This window comes from Profundibacter sp. (assembly GCF_965277155.1).
Taxonomy (GTDB): domain Bacteria; phylum Pseudomonadota; class Alphaproteobacteria; order Rhodobacterales; family Rhodobacteraceae; genus Profundibacter.
This window is the reverse complement of the sequence record NZ_CBDIBV010000004.1, coordinates 189,831-210,211: the sequence shown is the minus strand read 5'-3', so window position 1 is coordinate 210,211 and position 20,381 is coordinate 189,831. Positions and strand designations below refer to the sequence as shown.

At 57.0% G+C, this 20,381-nt stretch carries 15 protein-coding genes and 2 pseudogenes; 13 read left to right on the top strand and 4 right to left on the bottom strand.

Features of this window, described 5'->3' with window-relative positions; translation table 11 throughout:
* Positions 1-31: 31 nt before the first annotated feature.
* Together ACQY4M_RS03030 and ACQY4M_RS03025 are read left to right on the top strand one after the other, a co-directional pair.
* Positions 32-1,123, top strand: a pseudogene (locus ACQY4M_RS03030) (DUF5928 domain-containing protein); the annotation flags it as partial.
* A 10-nt stretch (positions 1,124-1,133) separates the two neighbouring features.
* Positions 1,134-1,514 (top strand): HIT domain-containing protein, encoded by a 381-nt coding sequence (locus tag ACQY4M_RS03025; RefSeq protein ID WP_428540642.1) that lies wholly within the window; start codon positions 1,134-1,136, stop codon positions 1,512-1,514.
* Here ACQY4M_RS03025 and ACQY4M_RS03020 read toward each other — a convergent pair.
* Positions 1,511-2,662: a glycosyltransferase family 87 protein gene (locus tag ACQY4M_RS03020; RefSeq protein WP_428540639.1), complete on the bottom strand. Its 1,152-nt coding sequence runs from the start codon at positions 2,660-2,662 to the stop codon at positions 1,511-1,513. The two genes, ACQY4M_RS03025 and ACQY4M_RS03020, sit on opposite strands and share 4 nt — an antisense overlap.
* A gap of 185 nt (positions 2,663-2,847) precedes the next feature.
* Between ACQY4M_RS03020 and ACQY4M_RS03015 the strand changes: the two genes are divergently transcribed.
* The 3 genes from ACQY4M_RS03015 to ACQY4M_RS03005 are packed head-to-tail and all read left to right on the top strand — an operon-like array spanning position 2,848 to position 6,576.
* The gene (locus ACQY4M_RS03015; RefSeq protein WP_428540636.1) at positions 2,848-3,024 is read left to right on the top strand and encodes a zinc-finger domain-containing protein; all 177 of its coding nucleotides are present in this window, start codon (positions 2,848-2,850) and stop codon (positions 3,022-3,024) included.
* Between the two features lie 54 nt (positions 3,025-3,078).
* Positions 3,079-5,868, top strand: coding sequence for a DNA polymerase I (polA, locus tag ACQY4M_RS03010; protein ID WP_428540633.1), 2,790 nt, complete (start codon positions 3,079-3,081; stop codon positions 5,866-5,868).
* 21 nt (positions 5,869-5,889) lie between these two features.
* Positions 5,890-6,576: an aspartate/glutamate racemase family protein gene (locus ACQY4M_RS03005; RefSeq protein WP_428540630.1), complete on the top strand. Its 687-nt coding sequence runs from the start codon at positions 5,890-5,892 to the stop codon at positions 6,574-6,576.
* Here ACQY4M_RS03005 and ACQY4M_RS03000 read toward each other — a convergent pair.
* Together ACQY4M_RS03000 and ACQY4M_RS02995 are read right to left on the bottom strand one after the other, a co-directional pair.
* Positions 6,573-7,325, bottom strand: a complete 753-nt coding sequence (locus tag ACQY4M_RS03000) for a hydroxypyruvate isomerase family protein (RefSeq protein ID WP_428540627.1) — start codon at positions 7,323-7,325, stop codon at positions 6,573-6,575. The two genes, ACQY4M_RS03005 and ACQY4M_RS03000, sit on opposite strands and share 4 nt — an antisense overlap.
* Before the next feature lies 1 nt (position 7,326).
* On the bottom strand, positions 7,327-7,902 hold the full coding sequence (locus tag ACQY4M_RS02995; protein ID WP_428540624.1) for a DUF1285 domain-containing protein: 576 nt from the start codon (positions 7,900-7,902) through the stop codon (positions 7,327-7,329).
* 71 nt (positions 7,903-7,973) lie between these two features.
* Here ACQY4M_RS02995 and ACQY4M_RS02990 point away from each other — a divergent pair, with 71 nt between their 5' ends.
* The 4 genes from ACQY4M_RS02990 to ACQY4M_RS02975 are packed head-to-tail and all read left to right on the top strand — an operon-like array spanning position 7,974 to position 14,695.
* Positions 7,974-8,978, top strand: a complete 1,005-nt coding sequence (locus tag ACQY4M_RS02990) for an AAA family ATPase (RefSeq protein ID WP_428540621.1) — start codon at positions 7,974-7,976, stop codon at positions 8,976-8,978.
* Positions 8,975-9,850: a DUF58 domain-containing protein gene (locus tag ACQY4M_RS02985; RefSeq protein WP_428540618.1), complete on the top strand. Its 876-nt coding sequence runs from the start codon at positions 8,975-8,977 to the stop codon at positions 9,848-9,850. Before ACQY4M_RS02990 ends, ACQY4M_RS02985 begins: the two co-directional genes overlap by 4 nt.
* Positions 9,850-12,618: a DUF4159 domain-containing protein gene (locus tag ACQY4M_RS02980; RefSeq protein ID WP_428540615.1), complete on the top strand. Its 2,769-nt coding sequence runs from the start codon at positions 9,850-9,852 to the stop codon at positions 12,616-12,618. Before ACQY4M_RS02985 ends, ACQY4M_RS02980 begins: the two co-directional genes overlap by 1 nt.
* Before the next feature lies 1 nt (position 12,619).
* Positions 12,620-14,695 (top strand): hypothetical protein, encoded by a 2,076-nt coding sequence (locus tag ACQY4M_RS02975; RefSeq protein WP_428540612.1) that lies wholly within the window; start codon positions 12,620-12,622, stop codon positions 14,693-14,695.
* 220 nt (positions 14,696-14,915) lie between these two features.
* Here the strand turns inward: ACQY4M_RS02975 and ACQY4M_RS02970 are convergent.
* Positions 14,916-16,048 (bottom strand): IS3 family transposase gene (locus tag ACQY4M_RS02970; protein ID WP_428539245.1). Its coding sequence is split into 2 segments (ribosomal slippage): positions 14,916-15,796 and positions 15,796-16,048, totalling 1,134 coding nucleotides; the frame shifts between segments, so codons are not numbered across the junction.
* A 112-nt stretch (positions 16,049-16,160) separates the two neighbouring features.
* Between ACQY4M_RS02970 and ACQY4M_RS02965 the strand changes: the two genes are divergently transcribed.
* The 4 genes and pseudogenes from ACQY4M_RS02965 to ACQY4M_RS02950 all read left to right on the top strand — a co-directional run bounded on the left by ACQY4M_RS02965 (position 16,161) and on the right by ACQY4M_RS02950 (position 20,336).
* Positions 16,161-16,634: a hypothetical protein gene (locus ACQY4M_RS02965; RefSeq protein ID WP_428540609.1), complete on the top strand. Its 474-nt coding sequence runs from the start codon at positions 16,161-16,163 to the stop codon at positions 16,632-16,634.
* Positions 16,635-17,012: 378 nt separating this feature from the next.
* Positions 17,013-17,951, top strand: a pseudogene (locus ACQY4M_RS02960) (IS256 family transposase); the annotation flags it as partial.
* 377 nt (positions 17,952-18,328) lie between these two features.
* On the top strand, positions 18,329-19,555 hold the full coding sequence (locus tag ACQY4M_RS02955; RefSeq protein ID WP_428539582.1) for an IS256 family transposase: 1,227 nt from the start codon (positions 18,329-18,331) through the stop codon (positions 19,553-19,555).
* Between the two features lie 133 nt (positions 19,556-19,688).
* Entirely contained in the window at positions 19,689-20,336 is a 648-nt protein-coding gene (locus ACQY4M_RS02950) for a lipopolysaccharide biosynthesis protein (protein ID WP_428540606.1), read from the top strand.
* Positions 20,337-20,381 lie beyond the last annotated feature (45 nt).

Below are 20,381 nucleotides of genomic sequence, written 5' to 3'. Positions count from 1 at the left end.
GAAGGCGAAAACGGGAATTTACAGAGGTTCCCTACAGAAAAAACTGGGGATGACCCGCGAAATTCCTGCCGATTTGCAGATCATGATCGGCAGCCAATGGTGGTGTCTGCGCCGCCGCACTGTCGAATGGATTTTGGAATTCACCCGCAAGCGCAAGGATGTGATGCGGTTTTTTCGCACAACCTGGATTCCGGATGAAACCTTTTTCCAAACCCTTGTGCGCCATCTGGTGCCTGAAAACGAGATCAAGGCGCGCACCCTGACGTTTCTGGTGTTTTCCGATTACGGTATGCCGGCGACGTTCTATAATGACCATTACGATTTGCTGCTGGGCCAGAATTTCCTGTTTGCCCGCAAAATCAGCCCCGAGGCGCATGAGCTGAAGCGCAAGCTGGGGGACCTTTATGCCAGCGAAAAGCAGGATTTCCAGATTTCAAACGAAGGCCAGCGCCTGTATAAATTCCTGACCAACCATGGCCGTGTGGGCCGCCGCTTTGCCCCGCGTTTCTGGGAGGCCGAAAGCACAATCGGGCGGGACCGCGAGTTGCTGATCGTGTTGTGCAAGAAGTGGCATGTCGCAAAGCGGCTGGTGAAAACGATACGAAAGGTCACGGATTTGCCCGTAATTGAGTATCTGTTTGACGAAGAAGCCACCCAACTGCCCGATCTGGGGGGTATTCAATCGACACTGGCAAAACGCACCCGCCACCGTCGGGCATTAACCCGGATGCTATTTGATTATTACGGTACCAACCGGATGCTGATTTGCCTTGATCCGAATAACGTTGATCTGTTGAAAGACTTTCAGGCGGGCGGGTCCAATATCAGATTGCTGGAAATCGAGTGTGATTTTAGCGACGATTATTTGATTGGTCATGCCAAACGGGTCGGGTTGGCGGGTGAAAAAACGCCGTCCGAAACCATTGCCAAACTGTTGCCAACCATCCGTCAGGATGTGGTATTCGAAAGCGAGCAAATCCGCGAGGCGGGGTTCGAGCATCACTTCCTGATCCGCGAGCGTAATTCGGTCGAGGAAAATATCCCGCCTATTGCAGGGTTCCTTGACATAGCGGATGATAAGGCACGCGATATTGCCCAAACCAACCACCTGTTCACCGACTAAGGATTGCCCTATGCCCTATGCTTATGATGACCAGAACATATTCGCCAAAATCCTGCGTGGGGAAATTCCCTGTGGCAAGGTGATGGAAACCGAACACACGCTGGCCTTTCATGACATCAGCGAACAGGCGCCGCATCATGTGCTGGTTATTCCCAAAGGGCCGTATGTCTGTTTTGACCATTTTGCAGCTAAGGCAAGAGATGCTGAAATCATTGATTACACCCGCACCATTGGCGCTGTGTGCAAGCAGTTGGGGGTCGAACCAGGCGAGGGGGGCGACGGGTATCGCCTGATTGCCAACGCAGGACGTGACGCGGTGCAGGAAGTGCCGCATCTGCATGTGCATATACTGGGCGGGCGTCCCTTGGGGCGGATGCTGCAACCCGCTTAGGGGTTGCGGGTATCTGACGAGGTGCTGCATTTGATTTTGATCAGCAAAACCGCGATGGTAAACAGCAAAACCGCAAGGAAGTTGAATTTATATTCCGGTGGCAACACCGTCAGGACCATCGGGATGGATTCAATAAACAATACGGCCACCACCCAGGGGCATTTTTCCTGTGTGTGGGCATGTTTGACCACCAGTATCAGCGGCAGCAACAACAACGTATAATCATACAAAACGATATAGGGGCTGGTGAAGAACGCAGCCAGTCCGGCGACCACCCAGAACCTGTCGTATTTGGCATCCCGAAACGCATAGGCCCCCAGCCCGCAGAGCGCCGCCAGCAGTGCAAAATGCAAGATCCATCTTATTGCGACCGGAACCCCGAACGGGGCCAGCGCCACAAAGAAGGATGATCTGTACGGATTTTCGAGCTGCATGGCCAACAGGTTTTCCGAGGCGGATTTCAGCAGGGATAAAAACTGCAACCATATATCGCTGCCATAAAACATGCTGGTGGACAGGATCGCAACAGCGGCAATAATGATTGATGGCAATATCGATTTGGGCAGGGTTTTGAGGAAATACAAAAACAGGATCACCCCGCCGACATGGGGTTTGGCTGCAACCACCGTCAGGGCAATCAGCGCCAGTACAGGATGGCGTTTTGACAGATGATATCCGAGCAGCAGAAACACCAGAAAGAATACCGTGGGGTGGCCAAAAGCGATGGGGATCAGCAAAGGAAACGCCGACAGGATTATGATCTCGCGGAACCTGTCGCGAAACAGGGAATAGACCGTCAGGTAATAGGCTGTCAGGCCGACAAAGTTGAACACGACATAGGCAATGGGGGCTTTGAACAGGGCCAAGGCCTGACTATAGGGCAGCAAAATTGGCGGATAGAACCACGGAAAGGCGCCAGGCGTGCCGTAGGTTGGCTCGAACCTGGCAACAAAGCTGTCCCAGTCAAACGCCAATTGTGCTTGACCGTTGTTTGCCAATACGCCAGCCAGATGAAATGTGTGGAAATCAAAGATGCCATAGGTTTCCCACCGGACATATTTAAGGATCACAAATACAAACGGCAGTGCAGCAAGGATCCAGAACAGGGTTTTGCTGAAATAAGCCGAGCTGTTTTCGGATCGGGGCATTGTAGCCTTTTCATAACTTAAACAATAGAATGCGTTCCTTACTGTTATCGCGAGCCTGTTGTGAAGGCAACGGTTGCGCGTTTGCCTTGCAAATTTGCAGGACGCAGCAAAAGGCGTGATTGATACCTTGTCCGTGCGCTGTGGATCGTTATCATAGCGTCGAATATTTGACGAATGGAGCGACCATGACCACCGAAGCCCCCGAAACCGTAGTTGTCGATAAATACCGCATTTCCTGCGATGGCGGTGGTGCGAATGGCCACCCAAAGGTCTGGCTGCAAATCCCGGACGAACACGGCTGGGTCGAATGCCCCTATTGTGACACCAAATTCATCCACAGTGATTATGTGAAAAAAGACTAGGCCATATGGTGGCCGCATTGCTCCCGTTCGGGCGCTTTGCCCAAGGAGAATGACATGAGTTTTGGCAAAGGCTGCCATCTGCATCTGATCGACGGCTCGGCCTTTATTTTCCGCGCCTATCACGCATTGCCCCCTTTGACGCGCAAATCCGATGGCTTGCCGATCGGGGCGGTCGCGGGGTTTTGCAACATGTTATATAAGCAGGTCGAGGCCAACAAGGGGCCGGATGCACCCACCCATGTGGCGGTGATCTTTGACTATTCCGGCAAGACGTTTCGCAACGAAATCTACGACAAATACAAGGCCAACCGCCCACCCGCTCCAGAAGATCTGGTGCCACAGTTCCCCCTGACCCGCGATGCCACCCGCGCCTTCAACATCGCCTGTCACGAGGTCGAGGGCTATGAGGCCGACGATATCATCGCCACCCTGTCCAAACAGGCCCGCGCGGCGGGTGGGCGTTGCACCATTATCAGTTCGGACAAAGATTTAATGCAGCTGGTTGGCGGCGGCGTTGAAATGCTGGATGCGATGAAGAACAAGCGGATCGGTGTGGACGGCGTGCGCGAAAAATTCGGTGTCGGGCCGGAACGCGTGGTCGATGTGCAGGCGCTGGCGGGGGATAGTGTTGACAACATCCCCGGTGCGCCCGGGATTGGTATCAAAACGGCGGCGTTGTTGATCAACGAATACGGCGATCTGGAAAATCTGCTGGAACATGCCGAAGAAATCAAGCAACCCAAACGCCGGCAGGCGCTGATCGAAAACGCCGATCTGATCCGCCTTTCAAAACAACTGGTGACGCTGGTTGACGATATGGATCTGGATTTCACGCTGGATGATCTGGAACTGAAAGAGCCCGAGCCGGAACCTTTGCTGTCGTTTCTGGCGGAAATGGAATTTCGCACCCTGACCAAACGCATTGCCGAGCAGATGGGGGTTGAGCCACCCGCGATAGAGGTGACTGCGGCCCCTGTTGATGCCCCCGATGCCCCGCCGTTTGACGCCGAAAAATACGAATGGGTCAAGGATGTGGATGCCCTGACCAAATGGATCGAGCGGATTTACGAGCGCGGTTATGTGGCGGTGGATACCGAAACCACGGGGCTGGATACCATGCGGGCCGATCTGGTTGGCATTTCTCTGTGTGTCGAGGCGGGCGAGGCCTGTTACATCCCGCTGCGCCACAAGGAAAGCGCGGGGGATGATTTGTTTGCCACGGACGCGCTGGCCGAGGGGCAGATGAATTTCGATGTGGCCCTGACCATGCTAAAGCCGATGCTGCAGGATGAAAGTATCCTGAAAATCGGCCAGAACATGAAATACGACGCCAAGATTTTCGCCCGTGTTGGCGTGGATGTTGCCCCGATTGATGATACCATGTTGCTGTCTTATGCCCTGCATGCGGGCTTGCACAATCACGGTATGGATGCGCTGTCGGAACGCTATCTGGACCACACCCCGATCCCGATCAAACCGCTGCTGGGCACAGGCAAATCCGCGATCACCTTTGACAAGGTCAAGGTGGCCGATGCCGTGCCCTATGCCGCCGAGGACGCCGATATCACCCTGCGTCTATGGCAGGCGTTCAAGCCGCGCCTGCATGTGGAACAGGTGACCACGGTTTATGAAACCATGGAGCGCCCGCTGGTTCCCGTTCTGGCGCAGATGGAGATGAATGGCATCAAGGTGGATCGCGATGTTCTAAGCCGGATGTCGAACAATTTCGCCCAGAAAATGGCGGCGCTTGAAGCCGAGATTCACGAGCTGGCCGGTCGGTCGTTCAATGTCGGGTCACCCAAACAACTGGGTGAAATCCTGTTTGACGAAATGGGTCTTGAGGGCGGCAAGAAGGGCAAAACCGGCGCTTATGCCACCGGTGCCGATGTGCTGGAGGATCTGGCCGCCGAGGGCAACGAGCTGGCCGCGCGGGTGCTGGACTGGCGGCAACTTAGCAAGCTGAAATCGACTTATACCGATGCGTTACAGGATCACATCAACCCCGATACGGGCCGCGTGCATACGTCTTATGTGATTGCGGGGGCGAATACAGGGCGGTTGGCCTCGACCGATCCGAACCTGCAGAATATTCCGGTGCGCACCGAAGAGGGGCGCAAAATCCGCGAAGCGTTTGTAGCGGATGAGGGCAAGGTTTTGCTGTCGCTGGATTACAGCCAGATCGAACTGCGGATACTGGCGCATATCGCTGATATTGAAGCATTGAAACAGGCGTTTCGCGACGGGCTGGATATTCACGCAATGACCGCAAGCGAGATGTTCGATGTGCCGCTGGACGAAATGACACCGGATATCCGGCGCAAGGCCAAGGCGATCAATTTCGGGGTGATCTATGGCATTTCCGGCTTTGGTCTGGCCCGCAACCTGCGCATTCCGCGCAAAGAGGCGCAGGGATTTATTGACCGTTACTTTGAACGCTTCCCCGGCATCCGCACCTATATGGACGCGACTGTGGACTACGCCAAAGAACATAAATACGTGAAAACCCTGTTTGGCCGTAAAATTCACACGCCCGAGATGGGATCAAAAGGCCCGCGTGCCGGTTTTGCCAAACGCGCGGCGATCAATGCGCCGATACAGGGGTCGGCCGCCGATATCATCCGCCGTGCGATGGTGCGAATGCCTGCGGCGATTGAAGGTATGCCCGCCAAGATGCTGTTGCAGGTCCACGATGAACTGATCTTCGAGGTGGATAAGGACGCGGTGGACGATGTGACCAAAGTGGTGCGTGACGTGATGGAAGGGGCATCAATGCCCGCCGTCAAACTGGATGTGCCGCTGATTGTAGACGCAGGCGCTGGGGCCAACTGGGCCGAGGCGCATTAGGGTTTTGTGCGAGGTGAGGGCATGGATAGACCATTTCTGGGAATTCTTGCGCTCGATACCAATTTCCCGCGGATAAAGGGGGATGTCGGCAATCCTGACAGCTATCCTTTTCCGGTTGTTGTCGAAGTGGTCACGGGGGCCGATAGCCCTGATATCGTGCGCGACGGGATGCCCGCAGACTGGCTCCTCAAAGCGTTCATTGCAAAAGCGCGCGTGTTGGAAGAACGCGGAGCGGCGGCGATTATTTCCACATGCGGCTTTCTGGTGAATGCACAAACCGATATCGCATCTGCGGTGAAAATTCCGGTGCTATTGTCTGCGCTGTCGCTATTCTCGCTTGCTCTGGCGGCGTGTCCGGGCCGGATCGGCATATTGACAGCTTCAGATCAGGCGCTGGGCCACAACACGTTGACGGCGGCGGGCATATCGCCGGAGTTGGTTGCGGTTGCCGGTCTGGAGGATGTGCCGAAATTTGCCGAAACCTTCCTTGAGCCGCGTGAAAAGCAGGCAACCGAGCTGGACTATTCTGCAATTGAAAATGCTGTTGTTGCGCGGGCCATAGGGATGCAAAAAGCAAACCCGGACCTTTCGGCCTTTATTCTGGAATGTGGAAACCTGCCGCCTTATGCGAATGCCGTGAAACAGGCCACCGGTTTGCCGGTGTTTCACCTTGTCGGGGCGGCGTCATTGTTGATGGAGGCCAGCTAGAGCTTGACCCATCCCAGCCCGTCATTTGTGCGCCCCTTTGGGTGGTACTCGCCGCTGACGAACCCCTTATAGCCATCCGCATCAATCTGTTTGAAGAATCCGGCGAAATCAATATCGCCGACATCCGGCTCGTGCCGCCCCGGTGCGCCGGCGATTTGGATATGCACCGCGCGGTGGCCGTGTTTGGACCATGTGGCGGGTAGATCATTGGTGATCATATGCGCATGGTAGGCGTCGAATTGCAGGTTTACATTGGGGGCATCCACAGCATCCAGAATTTCGGCGGCCTGATCGAAATCATGCAGGAAATAACCGGGGATATCGGTTGGGTTGATCGGCTCGATGGTCAGGCTTTGTTTTGGGGCCTGCATTGCGGCCCATTTCAGGTTTTCGATAAACGTGGCCCGCGCCACGGCCCCATTGGCACGCCCCGCCATGATGTGGATATGGGTGGGTTTCAGCAGTTGTGCATAGCGCAGGGTGCGTTTGAAATCATACTGGAACCGCGCCTCACCATTCGGGATCGCCGCATAACCTCGATCCCCACCCGCCCAATTTGGCGGCGGGGTGTTGATTAGGGCCATCTTCAGGCCGTGCTTGATCAGGGCCGAGCGCATTTCCTGCGCCGGATTGTCATAGGGGAACAAGATTTCTACCACGTCAAACCCGGCCTCTTTGGCCGCGCCGAAGCGTTCGATCAGCGGGTATTCGGTGAACAGCATCGTCAGGTTGGCGCAGAAGGTGGGCATGTCAGGTTAACTCGTCACTGGGGATAATGGGAAAGAATTCGCTGCCCGACCAGATGCCGAACCAGCCATCATGATGGGCACCAATGTCGACAAGGCGGTAGAAACTCTTGCGGTCAATCAAAGCCTCAAGATTGGCGCGGATCAGAACATAGGGGGATGGCTCGCCGGTCTCGGCATCGCGTTCAACGCGGATCGGATGGTCAGGGCCTGCGGTGGCAAAATCGCCAACATTGGTCTCAAAGGTCAGGGTCTGATCCTTACCGCTGCCCGACACCTCGAAATCCACCGCCACGAAAGGCGCGTCATCCACCGTGATGCCGACCTTTTCCACCGGTGTGACAAGGAAATAATCATCGCCGTCCTTGCGCAGGATAGTAGAAAACAGCCGCACCAGTTCCGGTCTGCCAATCGGGGTGCCCAGATAGAACCATGTTCCGTCCCGCGCAATCCGCATATCCAGATCACCGCAGAAATCGGGGTTCCACAGATGCACCGGCGGCAACCCGCCTTTACTGGCCTTTCGCGCCGCAGATGCGAGGCTTTCCGCCGATGGCTTCACAATCTTTTCATCATTCATCGCTTTTGCCGTTTGTAACCCGTGCAATTTGCCCGTTTAATACACACATAACCGCGTAAAGGGAGTGTGTCATGGACAAAGCCGAAAATCTGGTCGCCGATATCGAGGCATTGGGCGCGAAACTGGCCAAGGCCAAGACGGTGATTGCCAGCCGGTTCATCGGACAGGAACGGGTCGTGGACCTGACGCTAAGTGCTTTGTTGTGCGGTGGTCACGGGTTGCTGATCGGTGTGCCGGGTTTGGGGAAAACGCGACTGGTTGAATCGCTGTCGACCGTGATGGGGCTGGATGGCTCGCGAATACAGTTCACGCCGGATCTGATGCCGGCTGATATTCTGGGGTCCGAGGTGCTGGATGAAACGGGTGGCAAACGCGCCTTCCGGTTTATTGAAGGGCCGATTTTCTGCCAGTTGCTTTTGGCGGATGAAATCAACCGCGCCTCGCCCCGCACACAATCGGCGTTGCTTCAGGCGATGCAGGAGAAAAAAGTCAGCATCGCTGGCAAGGAGCGCGATCTGGGTGTGCCGTTTCATGTGTTGGCCACGCAGAACCCGATCGAGCAGGAAGGCACCTATCCGCTGCCAGAAGCGCAACTGGACCGTTTTCTGGTGCAGATTGATGTGGAATACCCCGACCGCGACACCGAAAAAGCGATTATTCTGGCCACAACAGGTGTCGAGGATGGAGAGGTTCGCCAAGTGTTTACCGCACAGGAATTGCTGGATGCGCAAACCCTGCTGCGCCGGATGCCGGTAGGTGAAGCGGTGGTGGATATGATCCTTGATCTGGTCCGTGCCTGCCGCCCAGACGATGAGTTGTCGACAATGGAAGTGCGTGAAAACGTGTCATGGGGGCCGGGGCCGCGTGCTGCGCAGGCGCTGATGATGACGGTGCGCGCAGCGGCGTTGCTGGACGGGCGGCTTGCCCCCACACCTGATGATGTGATCGATATGGCGCGGCCGGTGTTGATGCACCGGATGGCGCTGTCCTTTGCCGCCAAGGCGCGCGGCGAAACGCTGGGTGATCTGATTGATTCCGTGGTGGCGCAAGTGGCCAGAAGCGAGGCTGCGGCGTGACAGGACCAGCCGCCCTAAGACGCAAATCGGCAGAACTGGCAGGGGCTTTGCCGCCTTTGCTGGCCGATGCCGAACGGCTGGCGGCGATGGTGCTGCTGGGCGAACACGGGCGGCGGCACGCCGGACAAGGCGATGAATTCTGGCAATACCGCGTGGCAATGGACGGGGACGAGGCGCGCAATATTGACTGGCGGCGTTCGGCCCGCTCCGACGTGCATTTCATCCGGCAAAGGGAATGGCAGGCGGCGCAATCGGTGATGCTCTGGGTGGACGAGGCCGCGTCGATGCGGTTCACCTCGGCCAAAGAGCTGACTACAAAAGGCGAGCGGGCGCGGGTGTTGGCGATGGCCGCATCGATCCTGCTGGTGCGGGGCGGGGAAAAGGTGGGTCTGACCAGCAGCGCCAACCCGCCGCGTTCAGGGCAGGGCCAACTGGTGCGCATGGCGCAGGAACTCTCGGGGCTAGAGGCCGAGTCGGATTACGGTGCGCCGGATACCCACGGCATGCGGCCCAATACTCGCGCGGTGTTTATATCCGATTTTCTGGGCGATATTGCAGGGGTTCAAAAAGCATTGACAGATGCGGCGGATCGCGGAGTAAAGGGCGCTTTGGTACAGATACTGGACCCGCAGGAAGAGGCGTTTCCCTTTGACGGGCGCACGATTTTTGAAAGCATGGGCGGCACCCTGCGCCATGAAACCCTGAAGGCAGGGGATTTGCGGGATCTTTATTTGCAACGGCTGGCGGAACGCAAGGCGGCGCTGGCCGATCTGGCGCATCGAACCGGCTGGCAATACGCCTGCCATCACACCAATGACGCGCCGCGTGTGGCGCTGACCTGGCTTTATCACGCATTGGAGCGGCGGCACTGATGTTTACAATCGGCCCCATAGGTTTTACCGCGCCCTGGCTGTTGCTGGGGCTGATCGCACTGCCGATCCTGTGGATTTTGCTGCGCGCGGTGCCGCCTGCACCAATCAAACGCCGCTTCCCCGGTGTGGCGCTGTTGCTGGGGCTGACAGATGACGAAACCCAGACCGACAAAACTCCTTGGTGGCTGATGCTGCTGCGGATGCTGGCGGTGGCTTTGGTCATTATCGGCTTTGCCGGTCCGGTGCTGAACCCGAAAACCGAAGTGACGGGCAAGGGGCCTTTGTTGATCGTGGCTGATGGCACATGGGCTGATGCCCGCGATTGGTCCGCGCGGCGGGACCGGATTGCGGGGTTGCTTGAGGAAGCGTCACGCGCGGGGCGGGTGGTGTCGGTGACGATGCTGACGGATTTGCCAGCGGGTGAAGCGCAGTTTTTGTCGGCGGATGTTTGGCAGACCCGTTTGGGCGGGCTGACCCCGAAACCATGGGCGCCGGATGAAGTGGCGATTGCCGAGTGGGTGGACGGTTTGGGTGATGGTGGGTTTGAAACCTTCTGGATGTCCGACGGGTTGGCCCGCGAGGGGCGAGAAGAGTTGTTAACGGCGCTTGAGGACAAGGGTGCTGTGACGGTGATGCAATCGCCCCGTCCGGTGCTGGGTCTGAAGCCGGTGCAGATAAAGGATGGCGCGTTGCAGATCACGGCGGTGCGCAGTGCGGCGGCGGAAGCGGCGACGGTGACGGTCACGGCCATCGGGCTGGACCCCGCAGGCGTTGAGCGCGAATTGGCGCGGGTCGAGGCATCGTTCGAGGCGAGCGCGGACACAGCCGAAGTGGCGTTGAGCCTGCCGCCCGAATTGCGCAACCGGATTTCGCGATTTACCATTCAGGGCGTCCATTCGGCAGGCGCTGTTACGCTGGCCGATGACGGTTTGCGCCGTCGAGAGGTGGCGTTGATCGCCCCGCATGACACGCAGGAAGGGCTGCAATTGCTGTCGCCCCTGCATTATCTGAAACAGGCGCTGGAACCCACGGCAGACCTGATCAAAGACGGACTTGAGGATGTGTTGCCCGCCAACCCCGATGTGATTATTCTGGCCGATGTGGCCAAGCTGACCGAAGATCAGAAGGCCGGTTTGGTCGAGTGGGTGAACAAGGGCGGGTTGCTGGTGCGTTTTGCCGGCATACGTATTGCCGCGAGCGATCTTAGTCGTCGCGAAGAAGATGTGCTGATGCCGGTGCGCCTGCGCGCGGGTGGCCGCACCGTCGGCGGCGCGATGAGCTGGGGCGAGCCAAAGGCCCTGCAACCCTTCCTCGAAAATTCGCCGTTCTACGGGCTGCAGATTCCCGGTGATGTGACGGTTACCTCGCAGGTGCTGGCGCAACCTGATCCCAACCTTGCCGGACGGGTAATTGCCGCGCTGGCCGATGGCACGCCGCTGGTTACCCGCAAGGAAATGGGGCTGGGGCAGGTGGTGTTGTTCCATGTCACCGCCAATGCGGAGTGGTCCAGCTTGCCTTTGTCGGGCCTGTTTGTGCAGATGCTGGAACGGCTGGCGATTTCGACCCGTCAAACCACACCAAGCGCCGAAGATCTGGAGGGCACCACATGGGCGCCGGTACGGGTGCTGGATGCCTTCGGGCAGTTGGCCGATGCGGGGGCTATGGCAGGGGTGAAGGGTGAGGATCTGGCTGTCGGTGTTGTGACTGCAACCATGCGGCCGGGCCTTTATGAAAGCGATGAACAACGTATAGCGGTGAATGCGGTGGGCGCTGAAACCACGCTGGAAACGGCCACTTGGCCTGCGCGGATTGCGGTCGAGGGGCTGAATGTGGCCCGTGAAACCCTGCTGAAGGGCACGTTTCTGGCGGCGGCTTTGGTGCTGTTGATGCTGGATATTCTGGCCTCGCTCTGGCTGTCAGGTCGTCTGTTCGGTCCGCGCAGTGGTGTGGCGGCGGTGCTGGCGCTGGGCCTGTTGGCATTTGGCGATTATGCACAGGCGCAGCAGGTGGATGATGAATTCGCCATCAATGCCACCGCCGAAGTGGTTCTGGCCCATGTCCTGACCGGCGATAAGCAGGTAGATGATATCGCACAGGCAGGGCTGTTGGGTCTGTCGGATGTATTGTTCCAGCGCACTTCGATCGAGCCTGCAAACCCGATCGGCGTAAATATCGAAACCGACGAGCTGTCATTCTTTCCACTGCTTTACTGGCCGATCACGGCCAATCAGAAGATACCCTCGAAAGAGGCCTATGCCAAATTGAACCGTTACCTGCGCACCGGCGGGATGATCCTGTTTGACACGCGCGATGGCGATATTGCGGGTTATGGCAGCCAGACGCCCGAGGGGCGAAAATTGCAACAACTGGCACTGGGTCTGGATATTCCGCCGCTGGAACCGCTGCCGCTGGATCATGTTCTGACCCGCAGCTTTTACCTGTTGCAGGAATTTCCCGGCCGCTTTGTCGGTCGTGATGTCTGGGTCGAGGCCGCGCCACCGGATGCCGAAAAGGTGGAAGGCATGCCGTTTCGCAACCTGAATGACGGGGTGACGCCGGTGGTGATTGGCGGCAACGACTGGGCGGCGGCCTGGGCGGTGGACAATGTGGGGAACTATTTGTTTCGCGTCGGGCGTGGCTATACCGGCGAGCGCCAGCGCGAGATTGCCTTTCGGTTCGGGGTTAACCTGATGATGCATGTGCTGACCGGCAACTATAAATCGGATCAGGTGCATGTGCCCGCCCTGCTGGAAAGGTTGGGGCAGTGACATGAGCAATTCCATCCTGTTTTCCCCTCTCGTCCCTCTGCCGATACTGGCTGCCTTGGTTGTATTGGCGGTGTTGTTCATCGGCTTTGCCATCTGGCGCAAACTGGCGGGCTGGCCCCTGCGCGGGCTGGCGGCGCTGGTGCTGATCGGTGCGCTGGCCAATCCAGCCTTGCAGCAAGAGGACCGCGAACCGCTGACCGATATCGTGCTGCTGGTGGTAGACGAAAGCGCCAGTCAGAAGGTGTCGGATCGGCAGGATCAAACCGCCACGGCCTTGGCTGAACTGACCGCCCGTATCACCGCCCGCCCCAACACCGAATTGCGCACAACCACGGTGCCCGATGCCGAGGGCGACGGTGGCACCTTGTTGATGGGCGCTGTGGCCGAGGCCTTGGCCGACATCCCACAATCGCGCATTGCCGGTGTGCTGCTGCTGACCGACGGGCAGGTGCATGATGTGGACCTCGCCCCCAACATCCCCGCGCCAGTGCATACGTTGCTGACGGGGCATAAAACCGATTGGGACAGGCGGCTAAGTGTGAAAAACGCCCCCGGTTTTGCCATTCTGGGCGAAGAGGTTTTACTGACCCTGCGAGTGGATGATCAGGGGGCGGTCCCGGCGGGGCTGGGTAAGCTGGCAGAGCTGGAAATCTCGGTCGATGGCGGGCCGGCGCAGGCGTATAATGTGCCGATCGGGCAGGATCTGGAATTGCCGGTGACGCTGCCCCACGGTGGCATGAACGTGATCCAGTTTACGGTGCCGGAGTCCGAAGGCGAACTGACCAACCGCAACAATATCGCCGTGGTGCAGATCAACGGGGTGCGCGACCGGCTGCGGGTGCTGCTGGTATCGGGCCAGCCACATCCCGGCGAACGCACATGGCGCAACCTGCTGAAATCGGACAGCTCGGTCGATCTGGTGCATTTCACCATCCTGCGCCCGCCCGGCAAACAGGACGGGGTGCCGGTATCGGAGCTGTCACTGATCGCCTTTCCTGTGCGCGAGCTGTTTTTGGACAAGATAAACGATTTTGATCTGATCATTTTTGACCGCTACAAACGGCGCGGATTGCTGCCTTCGATCTATATGGACAGTGTGCGCGATTATGTCGAACAGGGCGGGGCGCTGATGGTGGCGGCGGGGTCGGATTTTGCGTCAGCGGATTCGATTTATCACACGTCACTGGCCGATATCCTGCCTGCCGCCCCCACGGCGCGGGTGCTGGAAGAGGGCTTTAAACCACTGGTGTCGGACATTGGCCAGCGCCATCCGGTGACTGAAGGGCTGGAAGATTTCGCCCCCCCTGTGGCCAAGGGCGAGGATGGACCCGGCTGGGGCCGCTGGTTCCGCCAGATCGAGATCGAAACATTGTCGGGCAACACTGTGATGACAGGTGTTGGCGATCGTCCTCTGCTGGTGCTGGATCGTGTCGGCGAGGGGCGCGTGGCACTGCTGGCCTCGGATCAGGCATGGCTGTGGGATCGCGGGTTTGAAGGTGGCGGGCCGCAACTGGAACTGCTGCGGCGGCTGGCGCACTGGATGATGAAGGAACCCGAACTGGAGGAAGAAGCCCTGTGGGCCGAAGCGCAGGGGCAGACAATGACCATCATCCGCCGCACGCTGGGCGAAGAAGTGCCGGATGTCGAAGTGACCTTGCCGGATGGCAGCACGCAGACGGTAACGTTGAAACAGGTATCACCGGGGCGCTATCAGGCTACGTTTGATGGGCCGACAATCGGGCTGTACCGGTTAAGCGACGGGGAAAAGGACACGGTGATCGCCCTTGGCCCTTCGGCCCCGCGGGAATTTGAGGAAACCATTGCAACGGGGGATAAGCTGTTACCGGTGGTCGATAAGATGCGCGGCGGAACATTCGCGCTGGAGGACGGCGTGCCAAGTGTGCGCAACGTGCGGGAGGGCCGTCCGGCATCGGGGCGCGGCTGGCTGGGCATCACCCCGCGCGAGGCCTATCTGACAGCGGATGTGACACTGATCCCGTTGCTGCCTGCATGGCTTACGCTGTTGTTGGCGGCGTTGTTCACGGTTGGCGCATGGCTGCGCGAAGGGCGTAGGTAGGGGATTCCTGACTGGCCTTAGCAGGATTAAGTGGTCAGAATAGCTTTGTTTATTATCCTATTGAAGGAGTAGGTGATTTGATGTGTCACTTTAGAACCCTGACTATTCTTCTAATTTTCTCGATTTGCAATGCGGCAGGAGCGTTGGCGGAAACCGTCTGAGAGGTGGTCCCACTTTTTTGACCAGTCAGCAGCCAGTTTAAGATGGATCAGGGTTTCATTTAGGCTGCCAAACTCATTGGTTTTGTTTTTCTGTCATAGGCTTCATCCGGGGTCAATATTCCGTGGGTGGAATGCGGGCGCTCGGTGTTGTAGTAAGCCAACCATTTCCCGATCCCGGCGCGGGTCTGCGAACCCGTTTCAAATGCGTTGAGGTAAATGCATTCGTATTTCAAGGATCGCCAAAGCCGCTCGATCATCCGGTTATCGACCCAGCGACCTTTGCCATCCATCGAGATTTTCACGTCGGCTTCTTTCAGCGCCTGCGTCCATTCAAACCCGGTGAACTGGCTGCCCTGGTCGCTGTTCATGATATCGGGCTTGCCGTATTTGGCCATAGCCTCTTTCAGGGCTTCAACGCAAAAATCTGCCTCCATGCTGTTTGACAATCTCCAGCTCAAAACCTTGCGGCTGTGCCAGTCCATGATCGCGACCAAATAGAGGAACCCGCGCTGCATCGGAATGTAGGTGATATCTACGCACCACACATGGTTTGGACGATCAATCGTCAGGTCTCGCAGCAGATACGGGTAGATCTTATGCTGCGGATGTTTCTTGCTCGTGTTGGGCGTCTGGTAGATCGGAACCAACCGCATCAGCCGCATCAAACGGCGGACCCTGTGGCGACCACACTTGTAACCTTGGCGCTGCATGTGCCGGGCCATTTGCCGTGATCCATACCACGGCGTCTGCAAGAATTGCTTGTCGATTATTGTCATGAACCGCAAATTTTCAGCACTTTCGCCTTTTGGCTGGTAATACAGGTTCGAGCGCGCCAGAGAAAGTAGCCCGCATTGTCGTCGCACACTCAGATCATGCTCACGGCTCACCATTTTTTGCCTCGCTTCCCGAGCAACTGTTGCGAGGCGTTGGCTAAAAAATCCCGTTCCACGACCAGCTGACCAATCTTGGAGTGCAGCTTCTCAATCTGGGCTTCATCAACCCGATCAGGATCACGGCCCCGTCTGGAAAATGCCGTGGCCATGTTTTCAATCGCTGCTCGTTTCCATGTGCCAATCTGGGTTGGATGCACACCATACTTCTTCGACAGCTCCGCCATCGTCATTTCCTCGCGGATTGCTTCAAGCGCAACGCGGGCTTTGAATTCGGGAGAATGGTTCTTTCGTTTCGTCATTTTGAATCGTCTTTCTCATAAGTCGATCCACCTTAACAACTGGTCCGAATTTCCGCGACCACCTCTCTGTGATGTAACGATTAGCGATTATCTGGTTGGGGGGAGTTATGAGATGAAACTTGGCCCCAGCTTGCTTCAATCAGACAAAACCATTCGTAATTTTGAACATGTTGTCGATACTGATGCTGAAATATATCTGGATCACGACAACATCACGTTGAAATCCGAAAAAAGCAGGTTGCTGGTTGAGTTTGTTGATTTCGGGAAGGGTGACAGCGCTTGGCAGGGAACTGACGACCTAACGCTGATATTGCCCGAAGCCCGCGTTGGGCTGGAAAGGTTGGCGGGCTGCAAGTTTGCCAATTTTCCGCATATGAAATTTACGGGCACAATGATTTCTACTGGTGGGGATGAAACCGCTGCGGACGCTGAATTGAACCTCGCCATTGTCAGTGTAAATGACGATGAAGAAGCCATGGAATATGCCGTTGGAACGCTCAAGGCGAGCTTTGAGGTGCCAAGCGATGGCAGGATTTTGCGCATCAGGCATAGTTACTATGTCGAGCTTTGGTCGATCAGACCTTAGGGTTTTGATTTATGGAAGGAAGATTATGATAATTCAACGCGCACTTATGGCGGGGATACTAAGCATTGGCGCTATGTTTTTCCCCAATATTTCCACTGCCGAATCCGGTGAAAAATTTGATGCCGAGATGTGTGGCGGGTTTTTAACGCGAGACCAAATGATCGGGAATTACATCCTTTCATCCAATATTGGCACCATGTCTTCGCAGGGGTATACGATGCCTATGCCCGCGTTCACATCATCTGTCACAATATTTTCCATTGATGGCCGGTTGGGCATGGTCAGTGATGATGGCCATCTGAATCTGGATTTGGGATTGCCGGTTGTGTCTCGAAAGTGGTGGAAATTGATTTCAGGCACCTCCGAGCGGGTTGAGTTATGCGCCGGGCAAAGTCGGTCGAGGAGTTGTTGCCCTGGCTCTATCTCAAAGGTATTTCCACGGGTGATTTCGGCGAAGCACTGGCGGCCCTTCTGGGGCCTGATGCGGGTGGTTTGACATCGAGCACGATTTCGCGCCTGAAGGCGGAGTGGTGGGCAGAATACGAGCGTTGGAACCGGCGTGACCTGTCGGCCAAACGCTATGTGTATTTCTGGGCCGACGGGGTTTATTTCAAGCCGCGCACGGATGCTGACAAGCAATGCATGCTGGTGATCATCGGCGCGGACGAGTGGGGTAACAAGGATGTTCTGGGCCTCGTGGACGGGTATCGAGAAAGCAGCCAGAGCTGGCGTGAACTGCTGCTGGACTTGCAACGTCGTGGCCTCAGAAAAGCCCCTGATCTGGCCGTTGGTGATGGCGCGCTCGGCTTCTGGAACGCCTTGCGGGAGGTGTTCGGTGAGACCCGGGAGCAGCGCTGCTGGGTGCATAAAACCGGCAACGTCCTGAATGCCATGCCGAAGTCGCTGCAAGCCAAAGCCAAGGGCCATCTACAGGACATCTGGATGGCCGAGAACAAACGGGACGCCGAGGCCGCGTTCAATTTCTTCATCGAAGCCTATGGCGTGAAATACGAGCGTGCCGTGGGGAAGCTGACCAAGGACCGGGACGTGCTGCTGACCTTCTACGACTTCCCTGCCGAGCACTGGAAACACATCCGCACATCCAACCCCATCGAAAGCATATTTGCCACCGTGCGGCACCGAACGAAGAAGACCAAAGGCTGCCTCGGGCGCAAGACCGCCTTGGCAATGACCTTCCGCCTGATGATGTCGGCAAAGAAGAAATGGCGTAAACTCGACGGCGCATTCCGATTGCCGGAAATCATCGAAGGGGTTGAATTTAAGGACGGGATCAAGCAGGAAAAACATGCCGCCTGATTACTGTGTCACCAACTTTTGGGCATAGCTCATCTACTTCCCCTGAAAGTTCCAACTCCTCTAACTCTATCAATTCTGACAACGATGAAATGTCGCTGTCCTGCCCCGGACTAAGGACCAGATGCTTCAGATTATTTAGGCCGGATAGTGGCGAAAGGTCTTTTACCCTCCCAGAAAGCCGCAAACGTTGCAGTCCTGTCAATCCGGATAATGGCGAAAGGTCACTATCCCGTCCCAGTTTGAGGGTTAGTCTCTTTAGATTTGTGAGACCTGATAACGGTAGTGTCGCGAGTTTGGTGGAAATTCGAGGACGGCGTAATCTCCGGGTGCATCGAAGCCACCCAACCGGCGGCTGGAACCGCCAAGGAGATCACGCCATGACAAAGAATACAGCAACATCGACATCCGCGCTACTGGCCAATGAAGCAGGCTATGACCCGATTGAAGACCGGCTGCGCCAGAACATCCGCGCGACGATCGAGGCGGTTTTCGAAGAGGAGCTGGAGCAGTTTCTGGGCCGTTGCCGGTATGGCCGCAGCGGCGGGGCAAAGGCCGGATACCGCCACGGGCATCGCGAGCGGCAACTGGTCGGAACATTTGGAACCGAAACGGTGCGCGTGCCGCGTGCGCGGATCACAGGCGAGGCCGGCAAGGCCAGAGAATGGCGCTCGAAGGCATTGCCCCGCTACCAGCGGCTGACGAAGAAGGCCGAGGCGCTGATCGCTGCTGTCTACCTTTCGGGCACCAACACACGGCGGGTAAAACGCGCCCTGTTCGGCCTGTTTCAGGGGGCGGTCAGCAAGGATGTGGTGAGCCGCGCCTGGCGCAAGGTGAAGGTGGACTGGCAGGCGTGGTGCGCCCGCAGCCTTGCGGATGAAGACATCGTGCGGCTGATCCTGGACGGCACCGTGATCAAAACGCGGATTGACAGGAAGGCCACCAATATCTCGGTTCTGGCCGCGATTGGCGTGCGCCGGGATGGGCAGAAGGTCTTGTTATCACTGATGAACATGGGCGGCGAAAGCACCTCCGCCTGGCGTCAGTTCATCAACGATCTGGATGCGCGCGGGTTGAAACGGCCCGAATTTGTCATCGTGGACGGGGCACCGGGACTTGAGGTCGCTCTCATTGCCCTCTGGGGTGAAGATCTGCCGATCCAGAGGTGCACGGTGCACAAGCACCGCAACCTTCTGGCCAAGGCACCCAAGCGTATGCATGATGAGTTGACAGAAGATTACCGCGACATGATCTACGCCAAAACACCCGAGGAAATCGCCACCCGCCGCAAGGCATTTCTGCGAAAATGGCGGCTGAAATGCAAGGCCGTCGCTGACAGCTTGGAAGAAGCAGGAGATAAGCTTTTCACCTTCACGCGTCTGCCACAAGGCCAGTGGAAATCGGCCAGAACGACAAATGCGATCGAACGCCTGAACGAGGAATTCCGCCGCCGCATCAAGACCCAGACCGTGCTGCCATGCGCCGAGACCGTGCCGATGCTGCTTTGGGCTCTGATGGCCTCGGGGCAGATCGTCATGCGAAAGGTCGATGGCTGGGAAACGCTCGCTCAGCCCGTCGCCGACGCAACCCTTGACCAAGCCGCCTGACCGGCGCATAACTCAACCCGCTCGGAGGTGCCTGAAATCAATTTCCACCACTTTCGAGACACAACCGATCGTCTTCACTGCCCTGTTTTTTCTGGTCCACAGTATAGAACACCACAACACCCCGAAAACCCCTGTGCTACAGGCGCAAACCACCGAGGGCGCAAAGTGGTTCTGGATCGTTGCCAACGCGGTTTTCCTTAGTCAGGCGGGGGCGTTGGTCATAGGTGGTATGGTTCTAAGCGACATTGACGTTGGCCACCTTCGCCTTGCTGAACGGCTGGGCTTGATGGCCGGCTTTGCCCTGACAGTAACAGACCCCGTTGTTGCCCGATTTTTCGCACGGGATCACGGCAACAGCATATTGCTAAAACGGCATTTCATACTCGCCTCGGGTTTTGCGACCATTTTTGCTCTGACAATTTCCATTTTCATCATTTTCTTTAACGACAGATTGCTAAAACTTGTGGGCGGGGATGCCGAAATTGGCCGCGCCTTGTTATATGTTTATCTGGCGGGCAGTGTTTTCAATGCAATGACCGGCACTTCCAGTATGCTTCTTTCTATGACCGGGAATGAAAAATTCCTGATGCGCACGGTTGTCATGACGTTCCTGCTGGCCATGCCGTCCTATTATTTTGGTGGTCTTGCTGGTGGCGCAATGGGGTTTGCCATCGCCTATCTATTGATACTGGTTCTGAAGAATTCGATCATCTTCTTGCGTGTTCTGCAAATCCTGTCCGGGCCTGACGCGGATATGGACGCCAACGGCAAAACCGGCTAGGCCAAGGCATGAATTATCCCGTCGACCATAATTCAACAAACCCGC